Genomic DNA, 26,708 nt, shown 5'->3' with positions numbered 1-26,708 from the left:
CATGCTGCGCTTCCTTCCTGATGCTTGTGACTGCTTCACACAGACCACGTTCTATCATCAGCTCGAGGCGCAGCACCTACCGGAGACCGAGGCTGGAAGTGGAGCGCAAGCCGAATACCCCATCTGAAGATAGGTCTCACCCGAACGGTAGCAGCGAGAACTATTATCATGGTTGAGCCCGGTTGTACTGAGCGGTCACTTGGTGTTCATCCTGCTGATCGAAAGTAATCCATTTATCAAAACCCTTCGAAATACCGAATTCCTTTAACTACCAGATCGGTGAGGCTGGTCGCGCCAAGCTTCTCGCGCAGGACCAGGCTGACATTGGAAACCGTCTTGTAACTGATGCAGGCCCGATCCGCGATCTCGTGATAAGATAACCCGTCGGAAATCATACTGAGGATTTCTTCTTCGCGGGCAGTCAGCCGCGTGCCGGTACTGCGTTTGCCCGGCACGTTCATCAAGGCGATCTGGGTCGCCAACTGGCTATCCACGTAATTCCCGCCTGCGAGTATCTCTGTCAGGGCAGTCAGGATCTCCTCCGATGGAGAATCCTTGTTGATGATGCCATTTGCTCCCGCATGGAGGGCGCGGCGGGCCAGCACCGGGCTGCGATGCATTGTGAAGACAAGGATGGGCAGGTTAAGATCCAGCAAGCGCAACCTGTCGATCAACTTTATTCCGGCGATCTTGTTATCTCCCAAGGTCAGGTCGATGACCATCAGGTCGGGTCTCATCCGGCGCCATGCCCGCCAGCCTTCCAGCGCGGAAGCAGCGGGTATGATTTCGCAGGGCAGATGGGAGCGGATGATCCGTCCCCATCCTTCAACGACGACAGGGTGGTCATCGATGACGACGATACGCCGGATGCGTTCGGTGTTACGGGATGGAGCTTCAGCGGTGGTCATTGGCAGGTTACCCTCAACTCGGTGACGGTCATGCCGCCTTCGTGTTTGGGGGGCAGATAGGTCGCCCCAATTGCGTGGGCGCGATCCCGGATGCCGGCAATGCCGTAACCACGTCCCGAGACCGCATCGCCGGGACCGCAGCCATCGTCTACAACGCGAGTGACGATTTGACGCGCTTCAGCACTGTTGCAGCACATGCTGATTTCAACCCGCTTCGCGTTGCCATGCCGGATCGCGTTGAGCAGGCTTTCACGAACGAAGCGATAGATCGATAGCTCGGCCAGTTCTCCGGCATCGGCATCGTAATTCGTCTTCACATTAATCTCGACATCCGCTCTCATTTCGGCAAAATCGGCCACCAGTTCTTCCAGCAGTTCGGGAAGCGTACCATGTCCCAGCAACATTGGACGCAAGTCATTTATCGCTGTGCGTGCGCTGTCGCGAACCGCCTTGGCATGCGTGGCAGCCGCATGCAGAGCATCGTCAAGCTGTGCGCGGCCTTCGCCCTGCAGATTTTTCGCTGCAGTCAGGGCCTGCGCAAGAGCCGCATTCAGCGCGAATAATTGCGGGCCCATTTCGTCGTGCAGGTCCGAGGCGATCCGTGCGCGTTCAGCGTCGGACAACGTCAGAAGGCGGGTCTGCAGAAGGTTGTTTTCCGCACGCTCTGCCTGAAGATGGCTTGCAAGATCGTTCACGCCATCGGCCAGCACGGCAAATTCAATGATACGGTCATCGGGCGCGCGACGGGTCAGATCGCCTTGACGGATCGCGCCGATGGCTTCCTGTATCTGTCCGAGCCGGCGCAGGATCTGGGCATTGACGATCATGATCAGGCCAAGCATTACGGCCATACTCAGCCCCAGCAGGGGAATGATGATACGGAAATCTTCCCATACCTCGGCGATCTCGTCGCCGGGATCCGTCGATATCTGCAAGCTGCCCAGCATATTGGGGTAATGCGAAATCGGGTACAGGTCGGTCTGTATTTCCGGGCGCATCAATGTGTTGAACCAACGGGGCGCCTGGCTTTCCCTGGGTTCGGTGCTGTCGGCGCGCATCTGCAGGGCCGCGCCCCGGGTATCGATGATCTTCGACGACACATGCCGCAATGAATCGAGCTCCTCGGCCAGTCTCATCGCCTTGCCCATGGTGTCCTTGCCGGCGAAGCGGGGGGGCATGCGGATTGCCACCGCTGCCTGGGCATTACGGAATGCGGAACTGGTTTCCTCTTCGATCGCCTTGCGGGCATTCATCACGATGATTGCCGCGACAGACATGCAAAGCAACGTGCTGATGCCAAGCGACACGAAGGTGACAATCCGATACAGCGACAGCCGCCGGGGCAGCCAGCCGGTGGCATCGGGCAGGAGATATATGTCCTGCCGCATCATGGCGTTCTGCGGATCGCGGTCGCGATCGCGGCTTGGTGGTCCGCGCCCTCGATACGCAAAATCCGATAGTTCTGGATCACGGAACCGATGCTTCGTTCCGAAGTCGCGTCCGTGGCGATCAACTGATCCATCAGTTCGAGAATATCGATAGCATCGCCCTCGCGTTGTCCGATTTCATCCCATAGCTGCACGATCCGGTTTGCGATCATGCGCCTGCTTTCGCGATAATGGGCTTCGGCGCGGACCAGCCTTTGATCGATCTGGCCGGTATCGGCGCCGGACAGCCGGGCGACGAAGCTTGCGGGTTCTTCGTTGCTCGTGACCTCGAGCCATTTCGTTTCACCGGGCGCCGGTCTCTCCGCGGGTGCCGCCTCCGATGCCCGCGGCAAGGTTTCCTCCTCGTCTTCATAGCAGCCTGTCAGGATCAGCGACGACATCAAGGCAATGCCCCGGATGATTGCAAAGCTGCGGCTGACGACAGGTTTCATCTGGTCATGCGGTTCTCAGGAGGTGATTCGCCCGCAGATTGACTGGCTTGATCGATGCTAGGTCAGTCCAAGGGATGAGACAACCTGCCGCACCTTCGGACATTGGTATGACGGATCGGACGGACGGGTGCGATTGTCCATTGATCAGACGGGGAAAATGTCCCGTCAAATTCGGGACGCCTTCCACGCAGACAGGTTCACGGAGCGATGATCAACTAACCATTGCGAATGACCGGAACCGTCACAGGGCGCTGGTCGGCCGATCGATGAAGAGGCGCATTGTCCCGGTGGGGAGGAGACCCGGCACAGGGGCATGACATGCGCTTTAGGGAGAGGATCACATGCAAAAGATACTTAGCAAAGCCAAGTCTCACGTATCACCGCTTGCCTTGGCAAGCGCGCTGGTCATGGGCACCGCAGGGCTTCAGCCGGCCATGGCGAACGACCAGTTGATCGAATTGGCCAAGGATCCGGCAAACTGGGTCATGACGGGGCGCGATTACAACGCCCAGAACTATTCCGAGATGGAGGATATCAACAAGGAGAATGTCAGCCAGCTGCGGCCGGCATGGTCGTTCTCTACCGGCGTCCTGAACGGACATGAGGGCACTCCGTTGGTGGTGGGTGACAGGATGTTCGTTCACGCACCATATCCGAACACCGTCTTTGCGCTGGATCTGAACGATCCCGGCAAGATCCTGTGGCAGAACGAGCCCAAGCAGAACCCGACCGCCAGGACCGTGGCCTGCTGTGACGTCGTCAATCGCGGCCTCGCCTACTGGCCCGGCGATGAAGAGCACGCCCCCCTGATCTTCCGCACTCAGCTGGATGGCCATATCGCCGCACTTGATGCCGAGACCGGCGAAACCGTCTGGATGATGGAAAACGCGGATATCAAGGTTGGTGCCACACTGACCATCGCACCTTATGTCATCAAGGATATGGTGCTGGTCGGAAGCTCGGGCGCCGAGCTTGGCGTGCGTGGCTATGTCACTGCCTATGACGTGAAGACCGGCGAGCAGCGCTGGAGGGCCTTTGCCACCGGTCCCGATGAGGAACTGCGCTTGGCCGAGGATTTCAATGCTCCCAATCCGCATTACGGCCAGTTCAATCTGGGTACCGATACCTGGGAAGGAGATGCCTGGAAGATCGGCGGCGGGACCAACTGGGGCTGGTATGCCTACGATCCGGAGGAGGATCTGTTCTATTACGGCTCGGGTAATCCGGCGCCATGGAACGAGACGATGCGTCCGGGCGACAACAAGTGGACCATGTCCATCTGGGGGCGCGAGGCCGAGACCGGCGAGGCGAAATTCGCCTATCAGAAAACCCCGCATGATGAATGGGATTATGCCGGCGTCAACGTGATGATGCTGTCCGAGCAGGAGGACAAGGAAGGTCAGATGCGCAAACTGCTGACCCACCCGGATCGCAATGGCATCGTCTATACGCTCGATCGCACCAATGGTGATTTGATCTCGGCCGACAAGATGGACGACACCGTCAACTGGGTGAAGGAAGTGCAACTGGATACCGGGCTGCCGGTTCGCGATCCGGAATTCGGCACGCGCATGGACCATAACGCCCGTGATATTTGCCCCTCGGCCATGGGATATCACAACCAGGGTCACGACAGCTACGATCCCGAACGCAAGAAATTCATGCTGGGCATCAACCATATCTGCATGGATTGGGAGCCATGGATGCTGCCTTACCGTGCGGGTCAGTTCTTTGTCGGCGCGACCCTGAGCATGTATCCGGGACCGAAGGGTGATCGCGAGAACGGTCTGGGGCTTGGCCAGATCAAGGCCTATGACGCGATCACCGGTGAAATGGCGTGGGAAAAGATGGAACGCTTCGCTGTCTGGGGGGGCACCATGGCGACCGCCGGCGGGTTGACCTTCTACGGTACGCTGGACGGCTTCATCAAGGCGCGTGACAGCGATACCGGCGATCTGCTGTGGAAGCACAAGCTGCCGTCGGGTGTCATCGGTCATCCCATGACCTACAAGCATGACGGCCGCCAGTATGTCGCCATCATGTATGGTGTCGGTGGCTGGCCCGGTGTGGGTCTGGTCTTTGACCTCAACGATCCAACCGCCGGTCTGGGTTCGGTTGGCGCCTTCCGCCGTTTGCAAGAATTCACGCAGATGGGCGGTGGCGTGATGGTGTTCTCTCTGGATGGCGAGAGCCCCTACACCGATGATCCGAATGTTGGTGAATACGTGTCGGGCGAAGACGCCTGACACGGATCGGGCGGTGGGTGCTCTCCGCTTTACCCGCCGCCCAGCCTGCTTGCCCTGACATATGAGAAGACACTGACATGTACGCAACGACATTACGCCTAGGTTTATGCGGAGGGGCCCTTCTTTGCGGCTTCGCCGCGGCAGCAGCCCAGGAACGGAAGACACAGATCCTGCGTGTCTGTGCATCGACCAGCGACGCGCCTTATTCCACCAGCGACGAAACCGGCTTTGAAAACAAAATTGCCGGGGTTCTCGCCGAAGAGGCGGATATGGAACTGGAACTGGTGATGATCGACAAGGCCGCGATCTACCTGCACCGTGACGGTATCGAGAAAGACCTGTGCGATGTGCTGGTCGGGGTGGATACCGGTGACGAGCGCCTCCTGACCAGCGACGCCTATTATCGCTCGGGTTATGCCTTCATCAGCCGGCAGGACCGTGGCTTCGAAGGTGACAAATGGCAGGATGCGGATCAGGATGGGTTCAGCACCTTTTCCTATCGCTATCACACTCCGGCAGAGACGATCCTGAAATATACGGGGCGTTATGAATATAATCTGGTCTATCAGGCATCCCTGACCGATTTCGAGGATCGCCGCAACAAATACACGCAGGTTCCCGCGGACCGTGTCGTTGCCGAAGTCGAGGCTGGAAATGCCGATCTGGCGATCGTTTTCGCTCCAGAGGCGGGGCGATATGTCCGCGATGCGGGAACGCCGCTCAAGATGACGCTGATTACCAACGATATCGAACGTTCCGACGGCGTGATCATCCCTTTGCAGTACAACCAGTCCGTCGGTGTGACAAAGCGCAAGCCCGGGCTTCTGCCGGTGATCAACGAGGCGCTGGAATCCGGACGTGATCGCATCCGGGCGATCCTCGACGAGGAAGGCATTCCGACACTGCCGCTCGAATCCTGAAACATAAGGGGACGATATGAGGTATTATGCTCTTGCAGCAATGATGATCGGGCTCGGAGTGGCCGCTGTCCATGCTCAACCGCAGTTCTACAACACGGTTGACGGTTCTCCGCTGAATTTCGACGACGCCATGGAAGAGGGACGCGACACCGAAGCGGTCAAGGAATTCATGAAAACGGGTGTGAATATCTACAACGAGAATCCCGATATCATGGCCGAGGCGGAAGAACTCTACAGCACCATGTGTTCCGGCTGTCACGGTCATCATGCCGAAGGCAAGATCGGCCCCGGTTTGAACGACAACTACTGGACCTATCCCCAGAACGAAACGGATGTGGGGCTGTTCTCGACGCTCTATGGCGGGGCGAGCGGACAGATGGGGCCGATGTGGGGCAGCCTGACGTTGGACGAGATGCTTATGTCAATGGCCTGGGTGCGGCATCTTTATACGGGTGATCCGGAAACGGCCACATGGCTGACACCAGAGCAACAGAAGAGCTTCACACCCTACAAACCCAAGGGCGGTGAAGGTGAACAATCCTGATCGCGGAATCCGAACGCCGTCATGGGATTCGCAAATCCCCGAATACGAAAGACCAAAGAGGAGAAGGTATCATGAAACTATTATCATTCGGTCTTGTCGCGGCACTGACTCTGGCAACGCCAGCCTTTGCCTATGATGGAACCAACTGCAAGGCGCCCGGCAATTGCTGGGAGCCGAAGCCGGGATATCCCGAAAAGGTGGAGGGATCGGAATACGACCCGCAGCACGATCCGGCAGAGCTTTCCAAGCAGGGCGAGGCGTTGACAGCGATGGACAACCGCAACGCCTGGCGTGTCTGGCACATGAAGCAGAGCGGCGAATTCGAATATGATGTGACCAAGATCCCCGGTTATGAGGAAGGCGGCACTCCACCCGCCGAATGACGATCGGGGCCGTGCCGCGCTCGAAGCTCTCCTGAATGCTTTGTTCAGGCGCGGCACATTATAATCAATTTCGGTGCATCATGTCTCGTATGTCTCTGAATTCGGCTGACTGGCTGGCCCGTATGCGCGATGCCGAGGCGCAGCTGAATGACATCGTGTTGGGGCAGTCGCATGTCATCCGGCTGATTCTGCTGTCGGTTCTGGCGCGCGGGCATGTATTGCTGGCAGGCGATGTCGGCACGGGCAAGACCACGCTGCTTCGCGCCGTCGCCCGTGTGATCGGTGGGCCATTCACCCGCATAGAGGGCACCATCGATCTGCTCCCGACCGATCTGATCTATGACGCGCATCTGGATGCCGAGGGGCGCCCGCGGGTCGAACCCGGCCCGGTGCTGTCGCGCGGCGAGGAATTGTCGGTGTTCTTCTTCAATGAAATCAACCGCGCCCGACCGCAGGTGCACGCTCTCTTGCTGAGACTGATGGCGGAACGCAGCCTGACGGCTTTCCGCGCCGAGTATCGCTTTCCTCATCTTCAGGTTTTCGCCGATCGCAACCAGATCGAGCGCGACGAGACCTTCGAATTGCCCGCCGCTGCCCGTGACCGGTTCATGATGGAAATCCCTGTCAGTCTGCCGGTCTCGCGGGAGGATCACATCGCTCTGGCCTTCGAAACCCGTTTTCATGATGTGGACAACCTGATCGCCGGACTGACCGAACGGATCTTGCCGTTTCGGGAGCTTAATGCGCTTGCCCATGAAATTCAGGCAACCGTGCATACAAGCGCGGCATTGCAGCATTACGTCTTTGCGCTGTGCGAGGCGCTGAGGGAGCCGCAGGCCGCCGGTCTGGAGATCGAGGATACCGACATGTCGCGGCTTGTGCGCGGTGGGGCCAGTCCACGCGGGATGCAGGCCCTTGTCCGGGCCGCACGGGCGGCCGCATGGGCCGAGGGGCGCGATGCGGTACTGCCGCAGGATGTCCGCGCGGTGTTTCAGCCGGTTATGGCGCATCGCACCTTTCTTGGCCCGGCCTATGAGCCGAGGCGGGACAGTCTTGTTCCGGCCCTGATCGGCGCGGCTTTCGATCGAGTGCCGGTACCTGCGGAATGACCCGGGATATGGACAGGGCCGAGCTGCATCTGTTCGATGCGCTGGCATGGCGGCTTGGCCGGATCCAGCCGGGACTGCGCGAAGGAAGGTATCGCGGCCGGATGCGGGGTTCCGGCGAGGCCTTTGCGGATGTCGCCGATTTCCTGGCCCATCCCGATCCGCGCCGTCTGGATCTGCGCCGTTCGCTGGTCGATCCCTTCGGCGGATTCTTCGTGCGCAGGTTCGAGCGGCAAACCGATCTCGTCCTGCATATCCTGCTCGATGCCTCGGCTTCTCTTGGTGTCGGTGCTTCTTCCGACCGGCAGGGACTGGCGGCGCTGGTGTCGGGCGGTCTGGCGCAGGCTGCCCGTCGTGGCGGCGACAAGGCCGCGCTGCATGTGGTTGGCGCATCAGGAGGTCTGGTCCATGCCCCTCCGTCGCGTCAGGCAGGGCTTGGCGATGACATCCGGGCGATGGTGCTGGGATGTGTTCCGGCGGGGCAGGGGGTCGAGGAACTGGCGCGGGTCGCCTCCGGTCTGCCGCTCAGGCGGAATCTGGTGGCGCTGGTTTCGGATTTCGATCTGGCCCCGGTTGAACTCGATCGTCTTCTCGCGGCCCTCGCGCCGCGTCCGGTGGTGCCGGTCTGGCTGCGCGACAGCGGGCTTGAAACTCCATCGGGCCGTCTGGGACTGTCGGAAATCCGCGATCCCGAGACCGGACGGCGACGCACCGTTCTGACCAGCCCCGGATGGGCCGCCAGGCATATCGAGGAAGGGGAGAACCATCGCGGAAAACTGCGCCGGGTTTTTGCCACTCATGGTCTGCGCGCGGTGGAAATTCGTGACAGTATCGATATTGACCACCTGATCGCCGCGCTGGGCGAGGCGCCGTTATGAGATGGCTGCTTCTCGGCTTGCTGCTGCCCTTGCCGGTGCTGGCGCAGCCCCGGATAGTTGCCGAGAACCCGCATGGCTATGGATGGTGGCTGGGCGACGAACTGGTGCAGCATATCCGGATCGATCTTTCCGACGGTGTGAGCCTCGACCCTGCCAGCCTGCCCAGACCGCGCAGGGTGGATTACTGGCTGGATCTACGAGGGATTTCAGCACGCGAGACACGGGACGGGATCGAACTGACCCTGTCTTGGCAGAATTTCTACTCGGCAATGGAGCCGAAGCGGCAGGAGGTCCCTTCCTCACCGATCCGGCTGTCGAACGGGGCCGAGGCCGTGCTGCCCGGTTTCAGTTTCGTCACATCGCCCATCCGGCCGCTCACCGCGCCATCCTCGCCCGATCAGTTGTTGCCCGACCCGGAATTCAGGCTGATAGATCCATATCCTCACCGGGCGGGACTCGTCGGCGCGGTATTCATGTTCGTCGCTTCATTCGCGGCATTGGCATGGCATCAGGCATGGTGGCCCTTTCATGCCCGGCCGGCGCGGCCTTTCACGCGGGCCGCGCGCAGACTGAGACGTCTCGCGGATCCTGCCATGCAGCGCCGGTTGCTGCACCGTGCCCTGGATGCCGCGTTCGGAAAGGTCATGATCGGCGAGGACCTGTCGCAATTTCTGGCCGACCGCCCGGAATTTGCCTCGATGGCCGATCGGCTGGCCGATTTCTTTCACGGCTCGGATGCCGCTTTCTTTGGCGTCGGACCGGTCGTCGAGGGCGATGTGGCCGCTCTGGCCCGCGATCTGTCCCGGATCGAGCGGGGCCAGAGATGATGGCGTTCTTCCATCCCTATGTCCTGTTTGCGCTTCCATTCGCCTTGCTGCCCCTGGGCTTGCGTTGGCTGCGCTCGTTCGATGTTCCACGGCTGGGTTCGAGGCCCGTGGATGCGCGATCCCGGCTGATCGACCGGGGATTGCCGATTGCCGGGTTCATCGCGATCTCGTCGCTCGTGCTCGGTGTCTCGGGCCCCTATCTGAAGGGGGGCAGCGTTCCGTATCGCGGGCAGGGCTCGAATCTGGTGGTGCTGATCGACCGGTCCTCCAGCATGGATGACAGTTTCGCGGGGCGGACGCCGGATGGCGGCGAGGAAAGCAAATCCGCCGCTGCGCGCCGCATTCTGCAGGACTTCATCGCAGGTCGTCCCGATGATCGGATAGGCATTGCGGCATTCTCGACCGCGCCCTTGCAGGTGCTGCCCATGACGACCAGCCGCAGCGCGATCAGGGCGGCCATCGATGCGCAGGCGGAACGGGGCCTGTCGCAAACCGATGTCGGACGCGGACTGGCACTGGCTATGGAAATGATGCGCGACAGCACTACCGTCGGTTCGCGCGCGGTGGTGATGGTGTCGGATGGGGCCGCCGTGATCGCCCCCGATGTGCAAAAGCAACTGCGCGAGCTGGCGCTCGAACAGCAGGTCAATCTCTATTGGCTTTACCTGCGCACCGAGGGGGCAAAAAGCATCTTCGACGATGGGGCGCCGGGCGAGGCGAATACCGCCCAGACCCGTCCAGAACGGCATTTGCATCTGTTCCTGCAAAGGCTGGGCATCACCTATCGCGCCTTTGAGGCCGAAGGCCCCGAGGCCGTTCAGCAGGCCATCGACGAGATCGGAAAGATGGAAACCAGGCCGATCCTGACCGAACGCATGATCCCGCGCCGCGATCTGGACTGGATATGCTATCTTCTGGCTGCCGCAGCGGCCGGAATTCTGACATTGGCCCGCTGGCTGGAGCGCCCCTATGCGCCGGTTATGCCCGCTCCGCTGATGAGGCGATCATGAGGCGGCTGGTCTGTATCGCGCTGATCACGCTCGCACTTGTCTTTGCTGGGGCGACCGTCTGGCGCGGTTACGTCCTGTGGATGGTCGAACGCGACAATGCCGATATCCGGGCATTGGCGGCGGGGCAGAATGTCGCCCGCCGCGCAACCGCCAATCCGAATGCGTTACATGCCCATGTCCTGTTTCTGAGCTGGCGCGACAATTTGCCGGAAGCGCAGGAAATGCTGGCGGCTATGGGAACCGAACGGCCCGATCTTCTGGCCGAGGTGCATTTTGCCATCGGCAATGCCCAGATGCGCGCGGCATATGAGCAGATCGAGGCGAACAGGCTCGAAGACGCCGTTCCCGCGGTGAATCTGGCCAAGGCCGCCTATCGCGAGGCGCTGCGCATCCTGCCGGATTATCGCGATGCCAAGGTCAATCTGGATCTCGCCATGCGTCTGGTTCGCGACATGCCGCGACCCGAAGCCGAGGGAGAGGACGACCCCGAGAACCGCCCGCGCCGTCTGTGGACGGATCTGCCAGGCCTGCCGCGTGGGGCGCCATGAGGTGGCGGGTCGTCTTGCCGGCTACGGTTACCGGTCTAGCCCTGTTGGCTGCATTGGGGCTGGGTATCCCGCGTAAACAGCATCTGACGGATGCGCTGGTCGTCGTCGATATCACCCGCTCGATGAATGTTCGTGACATGCAAGGAGAATCGCGGCTGGATTATGTTCGGCGCGCGTTGCGTGACTGGATAGCGGCACGTCCTTGCGGTTCGCGTATCGGGCTTGCGCTGTTTACCGAACGCCGCAGCGTGACGCTGTTCGAACCTGTCGAGATTTGCGCCGATTTTTCCTCTGTCGCGGGCAGCCTTGCCGGTCTCGATTGGCGCATGGCCTGGGAAGGCGACAGCATGATATCCAAGGGGCTGGATTATTCGCTCGACCGTGCGCGCGAACTCGGAGTGCCGCTGATCTTCGTGACCGACGGGCACGAGGCCCCGCCGCTGCCCTATGCCGGGCCGGCGGGATTTGCAGGCGACAGTCCGGGCGGGCTGATCCTTGGTGTGGGGGGCGATGCACCCGCACCCATCCCCAAATTCGATGATCTGGGGCGCGAAGTGGGGTTCTATGATCCCGAGGATGTTCAGCACGCCCCGGCGCGTATCGGAGCGCCGCCTTCCGATGCCTCGGAGCGCCCGGGATATCATCCCCGCAACAATCCGTATGGGGAATCCGACCTTGAAGGAAACGAGCATCTGTCCGAACTGCGTCAGGTGTATCTTCAGGATTTGGCTGAGGATCGTGAACTGGGTTTCCTGCGTCTGGCAGATGGAGGCGCGGCGATAGACCGCGCCCTGCTACAGTACGCACCAACCCATTCCGTCCGTGTCACCCGCAGCCTGTCGCCCCTGATAGGGGCGGCGGGATTACTGCTGCTAATTGCCCTTTGGCTTGCCGGCCATCGCGGTTTCACTCGAACCGAAAGGAGATTTCATGACTATAGGACGCATTCTCACCGCGGCTTTCTTCGCCGTCACATTGGCGTTGTCGGCAAAAGCGCACGGTCCTACGCCGCAACGGGTCGAAGAGACAGTGACAATCGCGGCCGCGCCCTCTGATGTCTGGGCTATCGTCGAGAGTTTCGCGGATATTGCCGAGTGGCATCCCATGGTCGGGGCGGGCTCGGGCGAAGGAGAGAACGAGACGGGGGCGACACGGAACCTGACGCTGGAAGGCGGCGAGATCGTCGAGCGCCTTGACAAGCATCAGCCCGACGAGATGAGTTATTCCTATCGGATGCTCAAGGAGAACGTTCAGGCCCTTCCGGTAAGTTTCTATTCGGCGACACTAAAGGTGGAGGCAGCGCAGGAGGGTAGCAAAGTCAGCTGGATGGGGCGTTTCTATCGGGGCGACACGGGAAACACCCCGCCGGAAAACCTGAATGACGAAGCCGGAAAAAAGGCCATGAGCGCATATTTCCGGGCCGGGCTGGATTCGCTCAGGTCCATGGCGGAAGCCGATTGATTCCGGACATGCCGTCATTCTGGCTGATCATATGGTTTCTCATGCTCGCGCTTGGCATGAATGCCGGGAAGGCTCTGGCCGATCCATTGCTGTATGTGGTGGATCAGGAAGGCGGTGCCGTGATCGTTGTGGATACGGAAACGGATACGGTTCAAAAGACCATCCCCGTGCCGGGCGGACCTGCTGTCACGGCCGTTTCCGCGAATGGGCAATTTCTTTACACGACCCATCCCGAAAAGGGGATGATCAGCGTCGTGGACAGGTATACGGCACGGCATGCCCGATCCTTCGATATCGGCGGTATGCCATTCGGCATCGCCGTCGATCCGGGGGACGGCTCTCTGTTCGTCAGCGATTGGAAGCGTGATACCGTGGCCAGGATAGATGCTTCGGATGGCCGACGGATTGCCGAAGCGCCAGTGGGACGGGCGCCTGCCGGGCTGGTTCTGGATCCCGGCGATGGCCGCATTTACGTTGCCGATCGCGAAAGCGATAGCGTCACGGTGCTGAATGCCGCAGGGCTGGATCGGGTCGCGACGATAGGTGTGGGCAGGGCCCCTTTCGGGTTGGCCTTATCGGTGGATACGAGGCGTCTTTATGTCGCGAATGTCCAAAGCGCCGATATCAGCGTCATAGATGTGGAAACGATGGCGGTGACCGCGACGGTGCGGGTGGGGGAAATGCCCTATTCGGTCGATATTTCCGGGGATGGTGAGTTAGTCTTTGTCACCAATCAGCAATCTGGAACCGTCACCGTGATCGAGGCGGCCGGCAATACGGTCACCGAGACCGTGACGGTCGGAGAATATCCCGAGGGGATTACAGTTATTAACGGTGCCAAAGCTTATGTTGCGAACTGGTTTTCGCAGGATCTCTCTGTCTTGGATCTCGATGCCTACCGCGAGGTTGCCAGGATTCCAGCAGGAAAGGGGCCTCGCAATATGGCAATCGGGGCTTCGAGGTGACGTGCGGATTCTGGATAAATCATAATCCGCCACAGTTCAGGGGAGGATATCACGGCTGTCGCGCAAATCTGTTGTCTCTACCTGACGAACTTCCGTGATCGACTGATCAACAGAGCAGTCGCTGTTGAAATGCCTATTTGACGATGAGAATACACATGACCAAAGGTCTCCGCGCTTGGAATGCCATTTTGATCGTGGCGTTCGCGAAGAGTCCGTGCTTGAAGGTGCGCATGGCCTCGAAAGCGGTCAGGCTGAGAGTGTGCCGGATGCTTCCCTCAGCCCTCTGACATTATCAGGTTACGTCCGCAGTATAGAGCGTTGCTGCGGATCATGCCAGATCTTGGTGATGTTCTCGCCGCGTAGCTGGGGTTCCTCCCGCATGTTCTGCCGCGAATGCCTCTTTCCCCTTTTCGGCCCATAGCTTTCGTGCACGGTCGCCATCCTCGCTTTGGAGCTTTTCGGCCATCCAGAGCAGCGCGCCGAGGATCATCGCACGATCATCGCCTGTCAGCTCCGCAATGCCCGCCTTCTTGATGAGCCCGCCGAGCTCGATCAGGTGCCGTGTGCGCCTGCGACGTTCTTGCTGCCAGGACCGCATGTCATGCCGCGCCCGGGCCGCCTGATACCGGTTGCCCGCCGCTTTGTTGCGTTTGAGCGCCACTATTGTCGCGGACAGCCGCTGGTGCAGATCGCTGCGATTTACCGCGAAAGAACGCGGCCCCACGTTTTGCCCACGCCTCCTTCTTTCCGGCATTGTCAGTCGCCGCCAGCGCGACCAGCGCCCCGGCCAATTCCTCGACGCTGAGCGCATCGGCCCCAGTGGCGATGACCAGTTCGCCCAGCTGCTGCACCTTGCGGGCTTTCAGGTCCCTGGCCTTCGCCTCCAGTGCTTTCAGTTCCGCATCGAAATCCCGTGGTTTGCGCATTACGTCCTCCATGATTTGCTGATGAGACAATGATAACGGCGTCCCCGTCGGAAGGCTTCCATGTTGCCGGGGCGCTGCGGGACGGCCCGGTCCCGCCCGAGAATTTTTCGAGGAAGGGCGCGCTTATACGTCGTTCCGACATGCGCCGAGACGGCATTGATCACCTGCCATCATGGCGATCTATCACCTCTCCGTTCAGGTCATGTCCCGCAAGACGGGCCGCAGTGCGGTGGCTGCCGCCGCCTACCGCGCGGGCGCGCGACTGCGCGACAACCGCCTCGACCGCCAGCAGGACTTTTCCAGGAAACGCGGCGTCGTGCATTCCGAGGTGCTGCTGCCGGAGAACGCACCGGAGATTTGGCAGGATCGCGAACGGCTGTGGAACGATGTCGAAGCCGTCGAGCTGCGGAAGGACGCGCAGCTTGCCCGCGAGGTGGAATTCGCCATTCCGCGCGAGATGACGCACGCGCAGGGCGTCGCGCTCGCCCGCGATTTCGCCCAATCCGAATTCGTCGATCAGGGCATGATCGCCGATCTGAATGTGCATTGGGATATCGGTGCGGACGGCATGCCCAGGCCGCATGCCCATGTCATGCTGACCATGCGCGAGGTCGATGAGAGTGGTTTCGGCAAGAAGAATCGCGACTGGAACCGCACGGAGATGGTCGAGCGCTGGCGGCAACGCTGGGCCGAACATGTCAATGAACGATTGATGGAACTCGACATCGATGCCCGGATCGATCATCGCAGCCTCGAGGCGCAGGGCATTGACCTGGAGCCGCAGACCCAGATCGGCGCATCGGCACAGCGGATCGAGCTTGACGGCATCGACGCCGCCGACCGCGCCGAGATGCATCGCGAGATCGCGCGGAGCAATGGCGCGCGCATCATCGCCGATCCGTCCATCACCCTGGAGGCGATCACCTATCAGCAGTCCACCTTCACGCGGCGCGACATGGCACGCTTTGCGCATCGGCACAGTGACGGCATCGAGCAGTTCAACGCGGTCATGGGCGCGATGGGCCGTTCTCCTGATCTTGTCGCGCTGGGCAAGGATTCGCGCGGCCATGACCGCTTCACCACGCAGGGCATGATCGAGGCCGAACAGCGGCTGCACCGCGCGGCGGAGCTGATGGCAAAGAAAGAACTGCACGGAGTCAGCGACAGGGACAGGGAACGCGCGCTGACGCGGGCCGCCGCGCGTGGCTTGGTCCTGTCGGGCGAGCAGGGGGCCGCGCTGGCGCATGTCATCGAAGGGCGCGGTCTCGGCATCGTCATCGGCTATGCCGGGACCGGCAAGAGCGCCATGCTGGGCGTGGCTCGCGACGCCTGGGAAACGGTGGGCCTTGAAGTTCGCGGCGTGGCGCTCTCCGGTATCGCGGCGGAAAATCTGGAAAGCGGTTCGGGCATTGCATCCCGCACCATCGCCAGCATGGAACATGGCTGGCAGAACGGGCGAGACATGATCACGTCACGCGATGTTCTTGTGATCGACGAGGCAGGCATGGTCGGCACGCGACAGCTGGAGCGCGTGCTGTCCCATGCCGCTGAACGCGGCGCCAGGGTGGTGCTGGTGGGCGATCCGCAGCAGTTGCAATCGATCGAGGCCGGTGCGGCCTTCCGGTCGCTTCATGAGCGTCACGGTGGTATCGAAATCGAAACCGTGCGCCGCCAGCGTGAGGGCTGGCAGCGGGACGCCACGCGTGATCTGGCCACCGGCCGCGCCGCTGCTGCGATCGGAGCCTATGACCGCCATGGCATGCTGCATGCAGTTGTAACGCGGGAGCAGGCGCGCGACGATCTGATCACCGGCTGGGACCGCGAGCGGCAGGCGGCGCCTGATGCCAGCCGGATCATTCTTACCCATACCAATGCCGAGGTGCGCGAACTCAACGAAGCCGCGCGGCAGAAAATGCGAGAGGCGGGTGATCTGGGGGCGGATGTGGACCTGACCGTCGAGCGCGGTGCGCGAAGCTTCGCGCGCGGGGACCACGTGATGTTCCTGCAGAACGAGCGCGGGCTGGGCGTGAAGAACGGCACGCTCGGCACTGTCGAGGACGTCAGCACACAGAGCATGACCGTGCGCACCGACGATGGGCGCGACATCTCCTTCGACCTCAAGGATTACGATCGCATTGATCATGGCTATGCTACCACGATCCACAAGGCACAGGGCATGACCGTGGACCGGACCCATGTGCTGGCGACCCCGGGGTTGGACGCCCATGGCAGCTATGTCGCAATGTCGCGGCATCGCGAGCAGATGGATCTGTATTACGACCGCGACGACTTCGCCAGCCGCGACCGGTTGATCCACGCCCTGTCGCGCAATCGGTCCAAGGACATGGCACTGGATTACGAGCAGCCGCGTGATCCGGTGCAGGATTATGCCGAACGGCGCGGCATCAACTTCCGGGCGCGTGTCGTCGAGATCTTGCGAAAACTCGTGCCGAAACGGTTGCGAGATGCCGTTGATGACATGTTGGATGGGCGGCGCTTCCTTGGTGATGGCGTGCCTGGTCCCGAGGCTGGGGTCGGGCCGGAACGGGGAAGAGCAGGCTCGGACCTCGTGCAGCAGGTCTCCCATCTGCCGGAGACCGAGACCTCGGAGGATTGGGAGCGAATGTTGCGCCGCGCCCGCACACAGGCATTGGTGCGGCACGCCCGCGCCGTCGATGCGATCTTCGAGGCCCAGGAACGGGGTGGCAAGGCCGGTCCGGAGCAGGTGAAGGAGTTGCGCGAAGCCCGAAAGGCCTTCGAGGAACTGCGACCCTTCGGTGCGCATGACGCCGAGGCCGCCTACAGGAAGGATCCAGACCTCGCGCGTGAGGCGGCGGCGAGCCGGGTCCGGCGTGCCGTGCGGGCACTGCAGCTGGAAACCGAGCTACGCACGAGTCCTGAACGCCGCGCGGATCGCTTCGTGGCCCGCTGGCAGGCACTCGACCGGGCTGTTGAGCAGAGATATGCGGCGGGAGATTATTCCGGCTATCACGCCGCGCGGAAGGAAATGGGCAATATGGCCAGGAGCCTGGAGCGCGATCCGCAGCTGGAATCCATTCTCGCCAACCGCAAGCGGGAGCTCGGCATCACCTTCGAAACAGGCCGCCAGCTTGGCAGAGAACTGGCCTTCCAGCACGGTATCGACTTCAGCAGGGGGCGCGGGCGCGGTCTGTGAGACCCCTCCGAATTACCGCCGGTTCCGCGCCACAACACGACGGGTCGATTCTCCCTCTTGCGCGCGCGTTTCTGCCTGTCCTGTCTGGACCAGAGATTATCAACAGGAGGCAGCACGACCATGCCGGAACCAGGCCGTATCATCCGCCTGAAAACCGTTCTCGTCCGGACCGGCCTGTCCCGATCCACCATCTACCGCAAGATTGCCGAAGGAACCTTCCCGGCCCAGATCAGGATCAGCATCCATGGCGCCGGCTGGCGGGAATTCGAGATCAATCGCTGGATCGAAGATCCGGTGGGGTGGCGACCGGAAGACAAAGGGGTTGAAGATCGCGGGGCAGGGGGACATTCGGCGTAGTCTTGTCCCTGGCGTACGCGGTCCTTTGCGGGCCGGTCGGCCCTACGCGCAGGGCTCACGGAAGCTGCCATTCAAACCTGGCGCAGTGTACTATCGCATGAGCCTCTATCCGTCAGCCATTCTCAGGTTTCGTGGCTCTGCCTCACTTTGTGTGGCAGAGCCGATTTCAAGGGCCACGCGGCACCCGGATAGATACGGCCGTGGCGAAGCAGAAAACCCTGCAGATGCTGCCGCGCCTTGCCCAACACCCGCATCGCCTCATGCGTAGCGTCCGGCACCCACATTGCGGTCAACTCGCCCGCCCGGTGCAGCTTCACCAGCATCACCGCATCACGACGGTCTGTCTTCACGCGATCACCCGCCTTCCCCGGAATGAGAGAGGGCGCCACGACGATGCAATCATGCGCCAGTTCCCCGAGTTGGCAAAGTAGACCGTAGCCGCATGGCTCAGCTTCATAGCAGAAATGAAGATGATTTCCGCCAGTGCCAAGCTTCTCCACCAGCTTCCGGACATGATCCGGATGGTCTGAGATTGTGCCCCAATGACGGACCTCGCCTCCGCGATCCTCTTGTGCAATCGCAACTGAAATCGTCGCCTTATGGACATCCAGCCCGATGAACATGCTATCTTGCATTTGGTCTCTCCCCCATTCTTGAGGCTCGGCACCAGCCAATCTGGCGCAACCCCTGAACAGAGAATGCCGCGGGAGAGGCCGCCAACCCAGTCAGCTCACTCCACGATCATTGGATCTAAGTTGTCTCTATAGATGTACTCCGGAATCATCATACGATTGGCCGTCAGGCAATCCATTTAGTGAATTCCGGGCGGGTCATGGCGTCTTTCATGCGCTCCTCGCCGTCTCCGACGCGCATCAGCATCGGCGTACGGGTCGGGCCGGGATCGATGCCAATGGCGCGGAACGCGGCCTTCATCCCCGGCAGTACGCCGGTCGCCAGCAAAACCTCGACAAAGCGGGCCGAGATATCCTGCAGGTTCTGCGCTTCGGTCAGGTTACCGGTGCGGATGGCCCGATCCAGCGCGACATAAAGCCGGCCCAGCAGGTTGTAGGTTGTTCCGATACCGCCATCCGCACCCAGTACCGCCCCTGACAGGTAAATCTCGTCAAAACCGAAGAACAGTGTCGAATCGGGGCAGGCACGGCGCAACATCGACAGTTTGAACATGTCGTTCGAAGTAAATTTGAGCCCCGCCACATTGGGCAGCCCGAGAATTTCGATCAGCGTCTCCATGGGGATCGGGCGACCGGTACGCACCGGCACTTCATAGACGATCAGCGGCAGGTCAGTCGCCGCCTGAAGATCGTGGTAGTAGGCTAGGATTTCGGCGTCGGTGAACGGATAGGAATGCGGCGGTAGCGCCGACAGCCCGTGATAGCCCAGTCGGGCCGCGTTCCGGGCCAGCCGCATCGAATCACGCAGATTGGGCGCGCCGACATGGGCGATTAAGGTGGTGTCGCCGGCATCTTCTGCCACGATGGCCTGCTGAGCCAGCAGTTCCTCGACATCCAACAGCCCGGATTCGCCGCTGCTGCCCCCGACATAAAGCCCGGTCAACCCCTGCCGCAGCACGTAATCATTCAGCTTTCTCTGGCGTTCCGGGCTGAAGCTGCCGTCATCGGCGAGTCCGGTCATCAGGGCGGCATACATGCCGGAAAGCGGTCTGGTCATGGGAATCCCTCGGAAAAGTGGAGCGTTATTGTCAGCATATTCTTTATATATTGTTTGACAAGATTAAAATATGGTCTTACCAAAAGCGAGCGAGGAGGGAGGGGTAATGAGCGATATGACTGAAGCCATACGAATGCCGGACATGATTGCCGATACGCTGATTTCAGAAATCCGCGACGGCGGCATCGCGGTCGGCAGCCAGTTGCCACCCGAACGAGAGTTATGCGAACGGTTTGATGCCTCGCGGCCGACGGTGCGTGAGGCGCTTGCGCTGATGCAGATGCGCGGTTTCATCGAGGCGGGAGGCGGCCGCAGGCCGCGCGCCGTGCGCCCATCGCTACAAACCATCCTAGTATCGGCCGGCGATCACATCCGCGACCTGCTGGGCGACGCCGAAAGCGGCGCGCATCTGGAGCAGATGCGGCAATTCATCGAAACCGGCGCCGCGCGCGAGGCGGCCATGCGGGGAGACCGCGTCCAGATCGCCCGGCTGCAGGATGCTCTGGACCGCAACGAAGCCGCCATCGGAACGCCGCGCTTTGCGGAAACCGATATCGCCTTTCACCGCGCACTGGTTTCGATCGTGGGTAACCCGGTGATCCTGACCCTGCACGACATGTTCGTGTCGGGGCTGCTGGCGCAGCGGCCGGCTGTCGAAGATCCCGCGAAGCACGATGCGATCGCCCATGCCGAGCACCGGGCCATCTACGACGCGGTGCTGGGTGGCGATGTCATGGCCGCGACCGAGGTAATGGACCGGCACCTGGCCCGCTCTTACAGGGCACGGCTGAACAAATCCAAACCGGCGAATCCGCCGGCAACTTCCTGAGGAGGAGAGGACGATCATGATGAAAGCAATGTTGATGGCAGGCGCTACGGTGCTGGCAGTCGCGACCGGTGCCGATGCGCGCGAGCTGACGCTGGGAACGCAGGATAACGAGGCGACACCCGTCTACAAGGGTGCCGCGGAATTCGCTGAACAGCTCGAAGCGGTGTCGGGTGGCGAGATGACGGTCAAGCTGTTTCCCTCGGCCACGCTGGGCGATTTCAAGGCGATGGTCCAGCAGGCGCAGGCCGGAGAGCTGGATATCGTGATCACTGGCTATCCCGACATGTCCTATACCATCCCCGAACTGAAGCTGATCGGCGCGCCGTATGTCGTCAGTGATTATGCGCAACTCAAGGAGATCGTCGCGGGTCCCTGGGGTCAGAAGATGGCCGCTAAATTCGAGGAGCAAGGCATCCATGTGCTGGATGTCTGGTATTACGGCACGCGCCAGACCACTGCCAACAAGCCGATCGAAAGCATCGAGGACATGAAGGGATTGCGTCTTCGTACCCCAAATGTGCCTTTCCTGATCGCCTATGCCGAAGCCGTCGGTGCGACGCCCGCGCCGGTCGCTTTCCCCGAGGTTTATCTGGCCCTGCAGACCAACCAGGTCGACGCTCAGGAAAACCCGCTGACTACCATCGACGCACAGAAATTCTACGAAGTGCAAAGTTCCATCGCGATGACCAACCATTTCGTCGCCTCTTCGGCCGTGCTGATCGCCAAGGACAGCTGGGACAGTTTTTCGGAACAGGAAAAGGAATGGGTCAGCGAAGCGATTGCCGCGGGTGGTAAGCTGAATGATGACCTGTTGATGAAGGGCGAGGAAGAACTGGTCAAGACCTTCGAGGAAAAGGGTATGACCGTTACCCATCCCGATCTCGAACCGTTCAAGGCCGCGATGCAGCCTTATTACGACACGCTAGAGGAAGAGTTCGGCGAGGGCGCCATCGCCGAGGTTACCGCGAAATAGGTTCGCTTTTTCGCCGGGGGCGGCATAGTCCCCGGCAGATTGCACGAAGGAGGTCGTCGGTGAAACCGATCCGGAGATACAGCGTCGAAGGGGTCGTTGCTTCGATCCTGTTCATCTGCCTGTTCATCGTGGTGCTGATCCAGATTTTCGGCCGCACGCCGCTGTTCACAGGTCCGGTCTGGACCGAAGAGGCGGCACGCTGGCTATGGGTCTGGATGGCCATGATCGGTATCGCCGAGGCAGAACGCACCGACGGACAGCTGCGCATGGGCTTTCTGGTCGAGGCGTTGCCTCGGCGGGGGCGCATCGCCGTCTTTACCGCTATCGACATTGTCTATCTGGGTATCGTGCTGAACCTGATCTGGATCGGCTGGATGACCATCCGGCGCACCTGGTCGAACGAGGCGGTGACCCTGCCGGTGTCAGACGCGGTCCTTTATGCCTCGGGCTTTATCGCCATGATCCTGATCGCGAACCGTGTCATTCGCCGCCTGAGCGGCCTCGGCCATCGCCATGACCCCGACAAGGTGGAGACGCCGCTATGATCCTGTCTGCCATCGCCCTGGGCTGGCTGTTCCTGGTTCTGGTCGGGGTACCTATCGGCATCTCGATGATCCTCGTTTCGATGGGTTATTTCTACTGGTCGGGCATGGGGCTGTCCTTTGCGGTGTCGCGCATGGCCGACGGGCTGAACAGCTTCCCGATGCTGGCTGTTCCGCTGTTCATCCTGGCCGCCGCGATCCTGAACGGGGCCGGCATCACCAACCACCTCTTCGGTTTCGCACGCGCGCTGGTCGGTCATATCCGCGGCGGGCTTGGTCATGTGAACGTCCTCGCCAGCCTGTTCTTTTCCGGCATGTCCGGCTCGGCTCTCGCCGATGCGGGCGGGTTGGGCAAGATGGAGATCGAGGCGATGCGCCGCGCGGGATATGACGACGAGTTCTCGGGGGCGGTCACTGCGGCGTCGTCGATGATCGGCCCGCTGGTTCCGCCTTCGATCACCATGGTGCTTTACGGCGTCATCTCGAACACCTCCATCGGCAAGCTGTTCATGGGGGGCGTGGTACCCGGCGTGCTATGCGCCGGCGCGCTGATGGTGATGGTCTATGTCGTGGCGCTGCGCCGCGACTATCCTCGGGACCGGTGGCCCGGGCTGCCGGTGCTGTTCGGCCTGTTCGTGCGCTCGTTCCCGGCGCTCCTGACGCCTGCCGTCATTGTCGGGGGGATTTTCAGCGGTTGGTTCTCGCCCACCGAGGCGGCTGCGGTAACGGTCCTCTATGCGGTCCTCATCGACCTGATCTTCTATCGCGAGCTGACCTGGCGGAGGCTGTGGGACGCGATCTATGAGACGACCGCAACCTCGGCCAGCATTGCCACGATCATCGCCGGGGTGTCGTTGCTGGGTTATGTGCTGGCGCGCGAGCAGGCACCGCAGCAGATCGCCGCGATGTTTCTTGCCATCGCCGACGGGCCGGTCAGCTTTCTGATCGCGGTCAACCTGATGATCTTCGCCTTGGGCATGTTCATCGAGTCGCTGGTCATCCTGCTGATCGTGGTGCCAATCCTGGTGCCGATCGCGATGGGTTTCGGCATCGATCCGATTCATTTCGGTGTCATCGTAGTGCTGAACCTGATGATCTCGATTCTGACCCCTCCGATGGGCATGGCGCTGTTCGTCGTGGCGCAGGTGGGGGGAATTCCGTTCCAGCGGCTGGCCCGTGCGATCCTGCCCTGGCTTATTCCGCCGGTCGTCGTGCTTGTGCTGGTTTGCGCTTTCCCGATTCTTGCAACGGGCTTGCCGGGATTGATGGAATGAGCGTGCTGGATCGGCTGGAGGGCAGGCTGGTTGTGTCCTGCCAGCCCGTGGATGATGGACCGATGGACGATCCCGCGATCGTCTGCGCGATGGCCCGCGCCGCTGTTGCGGGAGGGGCGGGCGGACTGCGGATCGAGGGTGTCGAGAACCTTCGCGCGACGCGCCCGCTGGTTGATGTGCCGATCATCGGTATCGTCAAGCGGAATGTGTCGGGCAGCCCGGTGCGCATCACCGTGACCGAGCAGGATGCTCGGGCACTTGTCGCGGCGGGCGCCGATATCGTGGCCTATGACGCGACCCCACGCCCGCGCCCGGACCCGCGCGACGGTATCCTTGCCGCGATCCTGGCGGGTGGTGCCCTGGCGATGGCGGATTGTGCGACACGCGCGGATGCACAGGCCGCGCTGACAGGTGGAGCCGCGATCATCGGCACGACGCTTTCCGGCTATACCGCCGACACGGCGACAGGGGACGACGCGCCCGATCTGGCCTTGATCGAAGAGTTCAGCCGGTTGGACGGATTTGTCATGGCCGAAGGGCGGTTGAACACCCCCGAACTCGCGGCACGCGCCATGCAGGCTGGTGCGGATGCGGTGACGGTCGGCAGCGCGCTAACCCGTCTCGAGGTTGTCACAGGCTGGTTCGCGGACGCGGTGCGGGGGCGGCGATGATCGAGGGTTTTTCCGTCGATCTGGGTGGCACCAAGACTGCCGCCGCGCGGATCGCGAATGGCCGGATCGAGGCGCGGCTGCAGTCGCCGACCGAAGCGCAGGCCGATTTCGAGGCGCAACTCGACGCCCTGTCTGCGTTTTTGGCAGAGCTGGGATTCCGAAAGGGCGACCGGCTGGGAGTTGCCGTTGCCGGTCGTGTCGATGCTGCGGGCCGTTGGGGGGCGGTGAATGCCGGCACGCTTCCCGGTATCAGGGGCGAGCCGTTGCTGGACCGGCTGCGAGGCCGTTTCGGAGCAAGGGTATCTGCGATCAATGATGCCGCGGCGGCCGCACTGGCCGAGGCCAGGCTCGGTGCGGGTGTGGGCGCCGATCATTTCGCTTATCTGACGGTCTCGACCGGGGTTGGTGGCGGTATCGTTCTGGACGGCAAGCTGCTGCAAAGCCGGAACGGGATGGCGGGGCATGTCGGCTTTATTTCCACTTTCCTCGGCCGGGACCGCTGTGGTTCGGGTCGGGTCGGAACGGTGGAAAGCGTGGCGTCTGGCCGGACCATTGCAGCCATGGCCGGGACACCGGACGCGCGGGCGGCATTTGCCTCGGACACCGACCGGAGCCACGCGGCCATTGATCGCTCTGCTGCGGCGGTGGCGGGGCTTTGTGCTGACCTGACCGCCATCTTCGGGCTGGACCGTATCGCCATGGGCGGCAGTATCGGGCTTGCCGGGGGTTATCTTGCTCGGGTCACCGCCCGGCTCAGCGATGAGCCGCCATTGTTTCGCGTGCCCGTCGTATCCGCCACCCTCGGCCATGACAGCGCACTTCTGGGCGCCCTGCTGTCAGAGAGGGCTGCGTCATGAAGGTTCTGATCTGCAAGGATCACTTGTCGGCAACCGAACGCGTCGCCGGACTGATCGCCGATCATCTGCGCAAGCGGCCGGGTGCGGTGCTGGGTCTTGCGACCGGTGGCACTATGCTGCCGCTGTACCGGCGGCTGATTGCATCGCACGAAGAGGGGCTGTCCTTCGCCGGGGCGACGACCTTCAATCTGGACAAATATGTCGGGCTGGCACCGGATCACCCGGCTTCGTATCACAGCTACATGCGCAAGGCGCTGTTCGACCATGTCGATATTGATCCGGCCCGTACCCATCTGCCCCGGGGCGACGCGGCCGATCCCACGGCCGCGGCACTTGATTACGAAGCGCGGATCGCGCGTGCAGGCGGTATCTCGCTGCAGCTTCTGGGGATCGGAAGAAACGGGCATATCGGCTTCAACGAGCCCATCTCGTCACTGGCTTCGCCCACCCGGGTCAAAGACCCTGACCGAAAGCACGCGCCGCGCCAATCAGGTTTATTTCGGCCTGGGTGAGGCTCCGCCCGGCTTTGCGATCACCATGGAGGTAGGCACCATCCTGTCGGCGCGGGAATGCCTGCTTCTGGCCACAGGGGCCGAAAAAGCCATGGCGGTCGCGGCGATGATCGAAGGCCCGGTTTCGGCGATCTGCTCGGCCTCGGCCCTGCAGATGCGCGCCTCCGCAACCAACATTCACGCCACCCGCGTTCCTGCGAGCGCATGTAAACCCTCGGGTCGGATGTGTGTGTAGTGGCGCAGCATCTTCCAATCTTTGTGTCCAGTTACGAGGGCGACTTGTTCAATTGAGAAACCTGCTTGGAAGAGGCGGCTGGTTGCTTCGTGGCGCAAATCATGGAAATGCAGGTCAAGTATGCCCAGAGTTCGGCAGGTCCGTCTAAATGCGGTCCCGACTGAACGGCCATTATATGGAAAAATGCGCCCACGACCGCCTGTGATCTTTCGCTGCTCCTCGATCAACACACGCGCATCGTACCCCGACACATCCAGCAGAGGAATTCGCTGATCGTTTCCCGATTTGTGGCGAGGGTCCTTGCGATCTCGAATGAGCAGCATCTTGGAGCGCGCATTGTAGTCCTCCCAGCTGACTCGGCAGATCTCTTCCTGACGCATGGCGCTCGCGATCGCGAACCGAACAATACGGGCCACGGGTATGACCTGTCGCGGATTACTCTCCAGCGCTTTGAGGATGGCATCAATCTCGTCTTCGCTTGAACGCCGGTCCCGTTCGTTGCCCTTGCCAACCAGACCAAGCCGGGAAAGCGAGATCAATCCCTTCGGTCGGAGCGATGATCCCGTGAACAGCCGCGGCATGTGAGAGGATCGTCTTTATATAGCCAAGGTCGATGCCGACTGTTACCGGACCTGCGCCTTCTTTGGCGCGCTGTCGGCCGAACTTGATAAACTTCTCTCGACTCAATTCGGCAGGTTTCAGGTTCCCAAGGCGCAGTGTGAAAAATTCCAGGCTTGCCGCCTTTGAACGGCCCAGTTTCTTCCCGACCTCCGCCAGATCTTCTTTGTGAAGGTCGATGAGGTCTTTGAATGTCTTGGCCGTCGCGCCACAAGAGTGTATAGGTTCGCCCCGATCGATCTTGCCCTCAATGGTCCTCGCCCAGAGCTCCGCGTCGCCGCGCCGCAGGAAAGACTCGCTGATATAGTTGCCTTTGCGTCTGACTTGGACGCGCCAGGAACCTGAAGGGAGTTTTGAAATCGTGGCCATTTTCGT

At 61.4% G+C, this 26,708-nt stretch carries 30 protein-coding genes; 21 read left to right on the top strand and 9 right to left on the bottom strand.

Annotation, left to right across the window (positions count from 1 at the left end):
- Positions 1-236: 236 nt before the first annotated feature.
- The 3 genes from C9E81_RS08260 to C9E81_RS08250 are packed head-to-tail and all read right to left on the bottom strand — an operon-like array spanning position 237 to position 2,787.
- On the bottom strand, positions 237-908 hold the full coding sequence (locus C9E81_RS08260; RefSeq protein ID WP_122111794.1) for a response regulator transcription factor: 672 nt from the start codon (positions 906-908) through the stop codon (positions 237-239).
- Positions 905-2,296: a LapD/MoxY N-terminal periplasmic domain-containing protein gene (locus C9E81_RS08255; protein WP_243698559.1), complete on the bottom strand. Its 1,392-nt coding sequence runs from the start codon at positions 2,294-2,296 to the stop codon at positions 905-907. Before C9E81_RS08255 ends, C9E81_RS08260 begins: the two co-directional genes overlap by 4 nt.
- Positions 2,296-2,787 (bottom strand): protein moxZ, encoded by a 492-nt coding sequence (locus C9E81_RS08250; RefSeq protein WP_122111792.1) that lies wholly within the window; start codon positions 2,785-2,787, stop codon positions 2,296-2,298. The genes C9E81_RS08255 and C9E81_RS08250 overlap by 1 nt, the downstream gene beginning before the upstream one ends.
- 341 nt (positions 2,788-3,128) lie before the next feature.
- Between C9E81_RS08250 and C9E81_RS08245 the strand changes: the two genes are divergently transcribed.
- The 12 genes from C9E81_RS08245 (at position 3,129) to C9E81_RS08190 (ending at position 13,675) form a co-directional block, all read left to right on the top strand.
- Positions 3,129-5,033, top strand: coding sequence for a methanol/ethanol family PQQ-dependent dehydrogenase (locus C9E81_RS08245; protein ID WP_208021131.1), 1,905 nt, complete (start codon positions 3,129-3,131; stop codon positions 5,031-5,033).
- 77 nt (positions 5,034-5,110) lie between these two features.
- Complete coding sequence (gene moxJ / locus C9E81_RS08240; RefSeq protein WP_122111791.1) at positions 5,111-5,953, top strand: methanol oxidation system protein MoxJ; 843 nt, start codon at positions 5,111-5,113, stop codon at positions 5,951-5,953.
- A gap of 16 nt (positions 5,954-5,969) precedes the next feature.
- Positions 5,970-6,497: a cytochrome c(L), periplasmic gene (moxG, locus tag C9E81_RS08235; RefSeq protein WP_122111790.1), complete on the top strand. Its 528-nt coding sequence runs from the start codon at positions 5,970-5,972 to the stop codon at positions 6,495-6,497.
- 71 nt (positions 6,498-6,568) lie between these two features.
- Positions 6,569-6,880 (top strand): methanol dehydrogenase [cytochrome c] subunit, encoded by a 312-nt coding sequence (locus C9E81_RS08230; RefSeq protein ID WP_122111789.1) that lies wholly within the window; start codon positions 6,569-6,571, stop codon positions 6,878-6,880.
- An 89-nt stretch (positions 6,881-6,969) separates the two neighbouring features.
- A complete protein-coding gene (locus C9E81_RS08225) occupies positions 6,970-7,989 on the top strand; it encodes an AAA family ATPase (RefSeq protein ID WP_122111788.1) in 1,020 nt (339 codons plus the stop codon).
- Complete coding sequence (locus C9E81_RS08220) at positions 7,986-8,864, top strand: DUF58 domain-containing protein (protein WP_243698558.1); 879 nt, start codon at positions 7,986-7,988, stop codon at positions 8,862-8,864. Before C9E81_RS08225 ends, C9E81_RS08220 begins: the two co-directional genes overlap by 4 nt.
- Positions 8,861-9,691 carry a nonribosomal peptide synthetase MxaA gene (locus tag C9E81_RS08215; RefSeq protein WP_122111786.1) on the top strand — a complete coding sequence of 277 codons (831 nt, stop codon included), beginning with the start codon at positions 8,861-8,863 and terminating at the stop codon, positions 9,689-9,691. The genes C9E81_RS08220 and C9E81_RS08215 overlap by 4 nt, the downstream gene beginning before the upstream one ends.
- Positions 9,688-10,701 (top strand): vWA domain-containing protein, encoded by a 1,014-nt coding sequence (locus C9E81_RS08210; RefSeq protein WP_122111785.1) that lies wholly within the window; start codon positions 9,688-9,690, stop codon positions 10,699-10,701. Before C9E81_RS08215 ends, C9E81_RS08210 begins: the two co-directional genes overlap by 4 nt.
- Positions 10,698-11,249 (top strand): hypothetical protein, encoded by a 552-nt coding sequence (locus C9E81_RS08205; RefSeq protein WP_122111784.1) that lies wholly within the window; start codon positions 10,698-10,700, stop codon positions 11,247-11,249. The genes C9E81_RS08210 and C9E81_RS08205 overlap by 4 nt, the downstream gene beginning before the upstream one ends.
- Positions 11,246-12,304, top strand: a complete 1,059-nt coding sequence (locus tag C9E81_RS08200) for a vWA domain-containing protein (RefSeq protein WP_122111783.1) — start codon at positions 11,246-11,248, stop codon at positions 12,302-12,304. The genes C9E81_RS08205 and C9E81_RS08200 overlap by 4 nt, the downstream gene beginning before the upstream one ends.
- Entirely contained in the window at positions 12,279-12,710 is a 432-nt protein-coding gene (locus tag C9E81_RS08195) for an SRPBCC family protein (protein WP_166461816.1), read from the top strand. Before C9E81_RS08200 ends, C9E81_RS08195 begins: the two co-directional genes overlap by 26 nt.
- Positions 12,711-12,718: 8 nt before the next feature.
- Complete coding sequence (locus tag C9E81_RS08190; protein ID WP_122111781.1) at positions 12,719-13,675, top strand: YncE family protein; 957 nt, start codon at positions 12,719-12,721, stop codon at positions 13,673-13,675.
- Between the two features lie 328 nt (positions 13,676-14,003).
- Here the strand turns inward: C9E81_RS08190 and C9E81_RS08185 are convergent, their stop codons facing one another.
- Both C9E81_RS08185 and C9E81_RS08180 read right to left on the bottom strand, forming a co-directional pair.
- Positions 14,004-14,273, bottom strand: a complete 270-nt coding sequence (locus tag C9E81_RS08185) for a conjugal transfer protein TraD (RefSeq protein ID WP_122111780.1) — start codon at positions 14,271-14,273, stop codon at positions 14,004-14,006.
- A gap of 1 nt (position 14,274) precedes the next feature.
- A complete protein-coding gene (locus C9E81_RS08180) occupies positions 14,275-14,601 on the bottom strand; it encodes a conjugal transfer protein TraD (RefSeq protein ID WP_243698557.1) in 327 nt (108 codons plus the stop codon).
- A 172-nt stretch (positions 14,602-14,773) separates the two neighbouring features.
- Between C9E81_RS08180 and traA the strand changes: the two genes are divergently transcribed.
- Both traA and C9E81_RS08170 read left to right on the top strand, forming a co-directional pair.
- Complete coding sequence (traA, locus tag C9E81_RS08175) at positions 14,774-17,776, top strand: Ti-type conjugative transfer relaxase TraA (protein WP_122111778.1); 3,003 nt, start codon at positions 14,774-14,776, stop codon at positions 17,774-17,776.
- 120 nt (positions 17,777-17,896) lie between these two features.
- Positions 17,897-18,133 carry a helix-turn-helix transcriptional regulator gene (locus C9E81_RS08170; protein ID WP_122111777.1) on the top strand — a complete coding sequence of 79 codons (237 nt, stop codon included), beginning with the start codon at positions 17,897-17,899 and terminating at the stop codon, positions 18,131-18,133.
- 122 nt (positions 18,134-18,255) lie between these two features.
- Here C9E81_RS08170 and C9E81_RS08165 read toward each other — a convergent pair whose 3' ends face one another.
- Positions 18,256-18,756, bottom strand: coding sequence for an IS110 family transposase (locus C9E81_RS08165; protein WP_243698556.1), 501 nt, complete (start codon positions 18,754-18,756; stop codon positions 18,256-18,258).
- A 175-nt stretch (positions 18,757-18,931) separates the two neighbouring features.
- Positions 18,932-19,822 carry a dihydrodipicolinate synthase family protein gene (locus C9E81_RS08160; RefSeq protein ID WP_122111776.1) on the bottom strand — a complete coding sequence of 297 codons (891 nt, stop codon included), beginning with the start codon at positions 19,820-19,822 and terminating at the stop codon, positions 18,932-18,934.
- A 106-nt stretch (positions 19,823-19,928) separates the two neighbouring features.
- Here C9E81_RS08160 and C9E81_RS08155 point away from each other — a divergent pair, with 106 nt between their 5' ends.
- The 7 genes from C9E81_RS08155 to C9E81_RS08125 are packed head-to-tail and all read left to right on the top strand — an operon-like array spanning position 19,929 to position 25,480.
- Positions 19,929-20,651, top strand: coding sequence for an FCD domain-containing protein (locus tag C9E81_RS08155; RefSeq protein WP_122111775.1), 723 nt, complete (start codon positions 19,929-19,931; stop codon positions 20,649-20,651).
- Positions 20,652-20,667: 16 nt separating this feature from the next.
- Positions 20,668-21,624 (top strand): sialic acid TRAP transporter substrate-binding protein SiaP, encoded by a 957-nt coding sequence (locus C9E81_RS08150; RefSeq protein WP_208021130.1) that lies wholly within the window; start codon positions 20,668-20,670, stop codon positions 21,622-21,624.
- Between the two features lie 59 nt (positions 21,625-21,683).
- A complete protein-coding gene (locus C9E81_RS08145; RefSeq protein ID WP_122111773.1) occupies positions 21,684-22,169 on the top strand; it encodes a TRAP transporter small permease in 486 nt (161 codons plus the stop codon).
- On the top strand, positions 22,166-23,440 hold the full coding sequence (locus C9E81_RS08140) for a TRAP transporter large permease (protein ID WP_122111772.1): 1,275 nt from the start codon (positions 22,166-22,168) through the stop codon (positions 23,438-23,440). Before C9E81_RS08145 ends, C9E81_RS08140 begins: the two co-directional genes overlap by 4 nt.
- A complete protein-coding gene (locus C9E81_RS08135) occupies positions 23,437-24,111 on the top strand; it encodes an N-acetylmannosamine-6-phosphate 2-epimerase (RefSeq protein ID WP_122111771.1) in 675 nt (224 codons plus the stop codon). The genes C9E81_RS08140 and C9E81_RS08135 overlap by 4 nt, the downstream gene beginning before the upstream one ends.
- Positions 24,108-24,968 carry an ROK family protein gene (locus tag C9E81_RS08130; RefSeq protein WP_122111770.1) on the top strand — a complete coding sequence of 287 codons (861 nt, stop codon included), beginning with the start codon at positions 24,108-24,110 and terminating at the stop codon, positions 24,966-24,968. The genes C9E81_RS08135 and C9E81_RS08130 overlap by 4 nt, the downstream gene beginning before the upstream one ends.
- Positions 24,965-25,480 (top strand): glucosamine-6-phosphate deaminase, encoded by a 516-nt coding sequence (locus C9E81_RS08125; RefSeq protein ID WP_243698555.1) that lies wholly within the window; start codon positions 24,965-24,967, stop codon positions 25,478-25,480. Before C9E81_RS08130 ends, C9E81_RS08125 begins: the two co-directional genes overlap by 4 nt.
- Before the next feature lie 177 nt (positions 25,481-25,657).
- Here the strand turns inward: C9E81_RS08125 and C9E81_RS23280 are convergent, their stop codons facing one another.
- On the bottom strand, positions 25,658-26,254 hold the full coding sequence (locus C9E81_RS23280) for a site-specific integrase (RefSeq protein WP_243698554.1): 597 nt from the start codon (positions 26,252-26,254) through the stop codon (positions 25,658-25,660).
- Positions 26,178-26,702 (bottom strand): hypothetical protein, encoded by a 525-nt coding sequence (locus C9E81_RS23275; protein WP_243698553.1) that lies wholly within the window; start codon positions 26,700-26,702, stop codon positions 26,178-26,180. Before C9E81_RS23275 ends, C9E81_RS23280 begins: the two co-directional genes overlap by 77 nt.
- Between the last annotated feature and the right edge of the window lie 6 nt (positions 26,703-26,708).

Source organism: Paracoccus alkanivorans, assembly GCF_003697785.1.
Lineage (GTDB): Bacteria > Pseudomonadota > Alphaproteobacteria > Rhodobacterales > Rhodobacteraceae > Paracoccus > Paracoccus alkanivorans.
Note: the sequence above shows the minus strand (reverse complement) of the source record. Positions and strands in the feature narration are given on the sequence as shown.

Coding starts and splice junctions, on each gene's coding strand:
- C9E81_RS08260 (WP_122111794.1), bottom strand. CDS start 908: ATGACCACCGCTGAAGCTCCATCCCGTAACACCGAACGCATCCGGCGT.
- C9E81_RS08255 (WP_243698559.1), bottom strand. CDS start 2,296: ATGCGGCAGGACATATATCTCCTGCCCGATGCCACCGGCTGGCTGCCC.
- C9E81_RS08250 (WP_122111792.1), bottom strand. CDS start 2,787: ATGAAACCTGTCGTCAGCCGCAGCTTTGCAATCATCCGGGGCATTGCC.
- C9E81_RS08245 (WP_208021131.1), top strand. CDS start 3,129: ATGCAAAAGATACTTAGCAAAGCCAAGTCTCACGTATCACCGCTTGCC.
- moxJ (WP_122111791.1), top strand. CDS start 5,111: ATGTACGCAACGACATTACGCCTAGGTTTATGCGGAGGGGCCCTTCTT.
- moxG (WP_122111790.1), top strand. CDS start 5,970: ATGAGGTATTATGCTCTTGCAGCAATGATGATCGGGCTCGGAGTGGCC.
- C9E81_RS08230 (WP_122111789.1), top strand. CDS start 6,569: ATGAAACTATTATCATTCGGTCTTGTCGCGGCACTGACTCTGGCAACG.
- C9E81_RS08225 (WP_122111788.1), top strand. CDS start 6,970: ATGTCTCTGAATTCGGCTGACTGGCTGGCCCGTATGCGCGATGCCGAG.
- C9E81_RS08220 (WP_243698558.1), top strand. CDS start 7,986: ATGACCCGGGATATGGACAGGGCCGAGCTGCATCTGTTCGATGCGCTG.
- C9E81_RS08215 (WP_122111786.1), top strand. CDS start 8,861: ATGAGATGGCTGCTTCTCGGCTTGCTGCTGCCCTTGCCGGTGCTGGCG.
- C9E81_RS08210 (WP_122111785.1), top strand. CDS start 9,688: ATGATGGCGTTCTTCCATCCCTATGTCCTGTTTGCGCTTCCATTCGCC.
- C9E81_RS08205 (WP_122111784.1), top strand. CDS start 10,698: ATGAGGCGGCTGGTCTGTATCGCGCTGATCACGCTCGCACTTGTCTTT.
- C9E81_RS08200 (WP_122111783.1), top strand. CDS start 11,246: ATGAGGTGGCGGGTCGTCTTGCCGGCTACGGTTACCGGTCTAGCCCTG.
- C9E81_RS08190 (WP_122111781.1), top strand. CDS start 12,719: ATGCCGTCATTCTGGCTGATCATATGGTTTCTCATGCTCGCGCTTGGC.
- C9E81_RS08185 (WP_122111780.1), bottom strand. CDS start 14,273: ATGCGGTCCTGGCAGCAAGAACGTCGCAGGCGCACACGGCACCTGATC.
- C9E81_RS08180 (WP_243698557.1), bottom strand. CDS start 14,601: ATGCGCAAACCACGGGATTTCGATGCGGAACTGAAAGCACTGGAGGCG.
- traA (WP_122111778.1), top strand. CDS start 14,774: ATGGCGATCTATCACCTCTCCGTTCAGGTCATGTCCCGCAAGACGGGC.
- C9E81_RS08170 (WP_122111777.1), top strand. CDS start 17,897: ATGCCGGAACCAGGCCGTATCATCCGCCTGAAAACCGTTCTCGTCCGG.
- C9E81_RS08165 (WP_243698556.1), bottom strand. CDS start 18,756: ATGTTCATCGGGCTGGATGTCCATAAGGCGACGATTTCAGTTGCGATT.
- C9E81_RS08160 (WP_122111776.1), bottom strand. CDS start 19,822: ATGACCAGACCGCTTTCCGGCATGTATGCCGCCCTGATGACCGGACTC.
- C9E81_RS08155 (WP_122111775.1), top strand. CDS start 19,929: ATGAGCGATATGACTGAAGCCATACGAATGCCGGACATGATTGCCGAT.
- C9E81_RS08150 (WP_208021130.1), top strand. CDS start 20,668: ATGATGAAAGCAATGTTGATGGCAGGCGCTACGGTGCTGGCAGTCGCG.
- C9E81_RS08140 (WP_122111772.1), top strand. CDS start 22,166: ATGATCCTGTCTGCCATCGCCCTGGGCTGGCTGTTCCTGGTTCTGGTC.
- C9E81_RS08135 (WP_122111771.1), top strand. CDS start 23,437: ATGAGCGTGCTGGATCGGCTGGAGGGCAGGCTGGTTGTGTCCTGCCAG.
- C9E81_RS08130 (WP_122111770.1), top strand. CDS start 24,108: ATGATCGAGGGTTTTTCCGTCGATCTGGGTGGCACCAAGACTGCCGCC.
- C9E81_RS08125 (WP_243698555.1), top strand. CDS start 24,965: ATGAAGGTTCTGATCTGCAAGGATCACTTGTCGGCAACCGAACGCGTC.
- C9E81_RS23275 (WP_243698553.1), bottom strand. CDS start 26,702: ATGGCCACGATTTCAAAACTCCCTTCAGGTTCCTGGCGCGTCCAAGTC.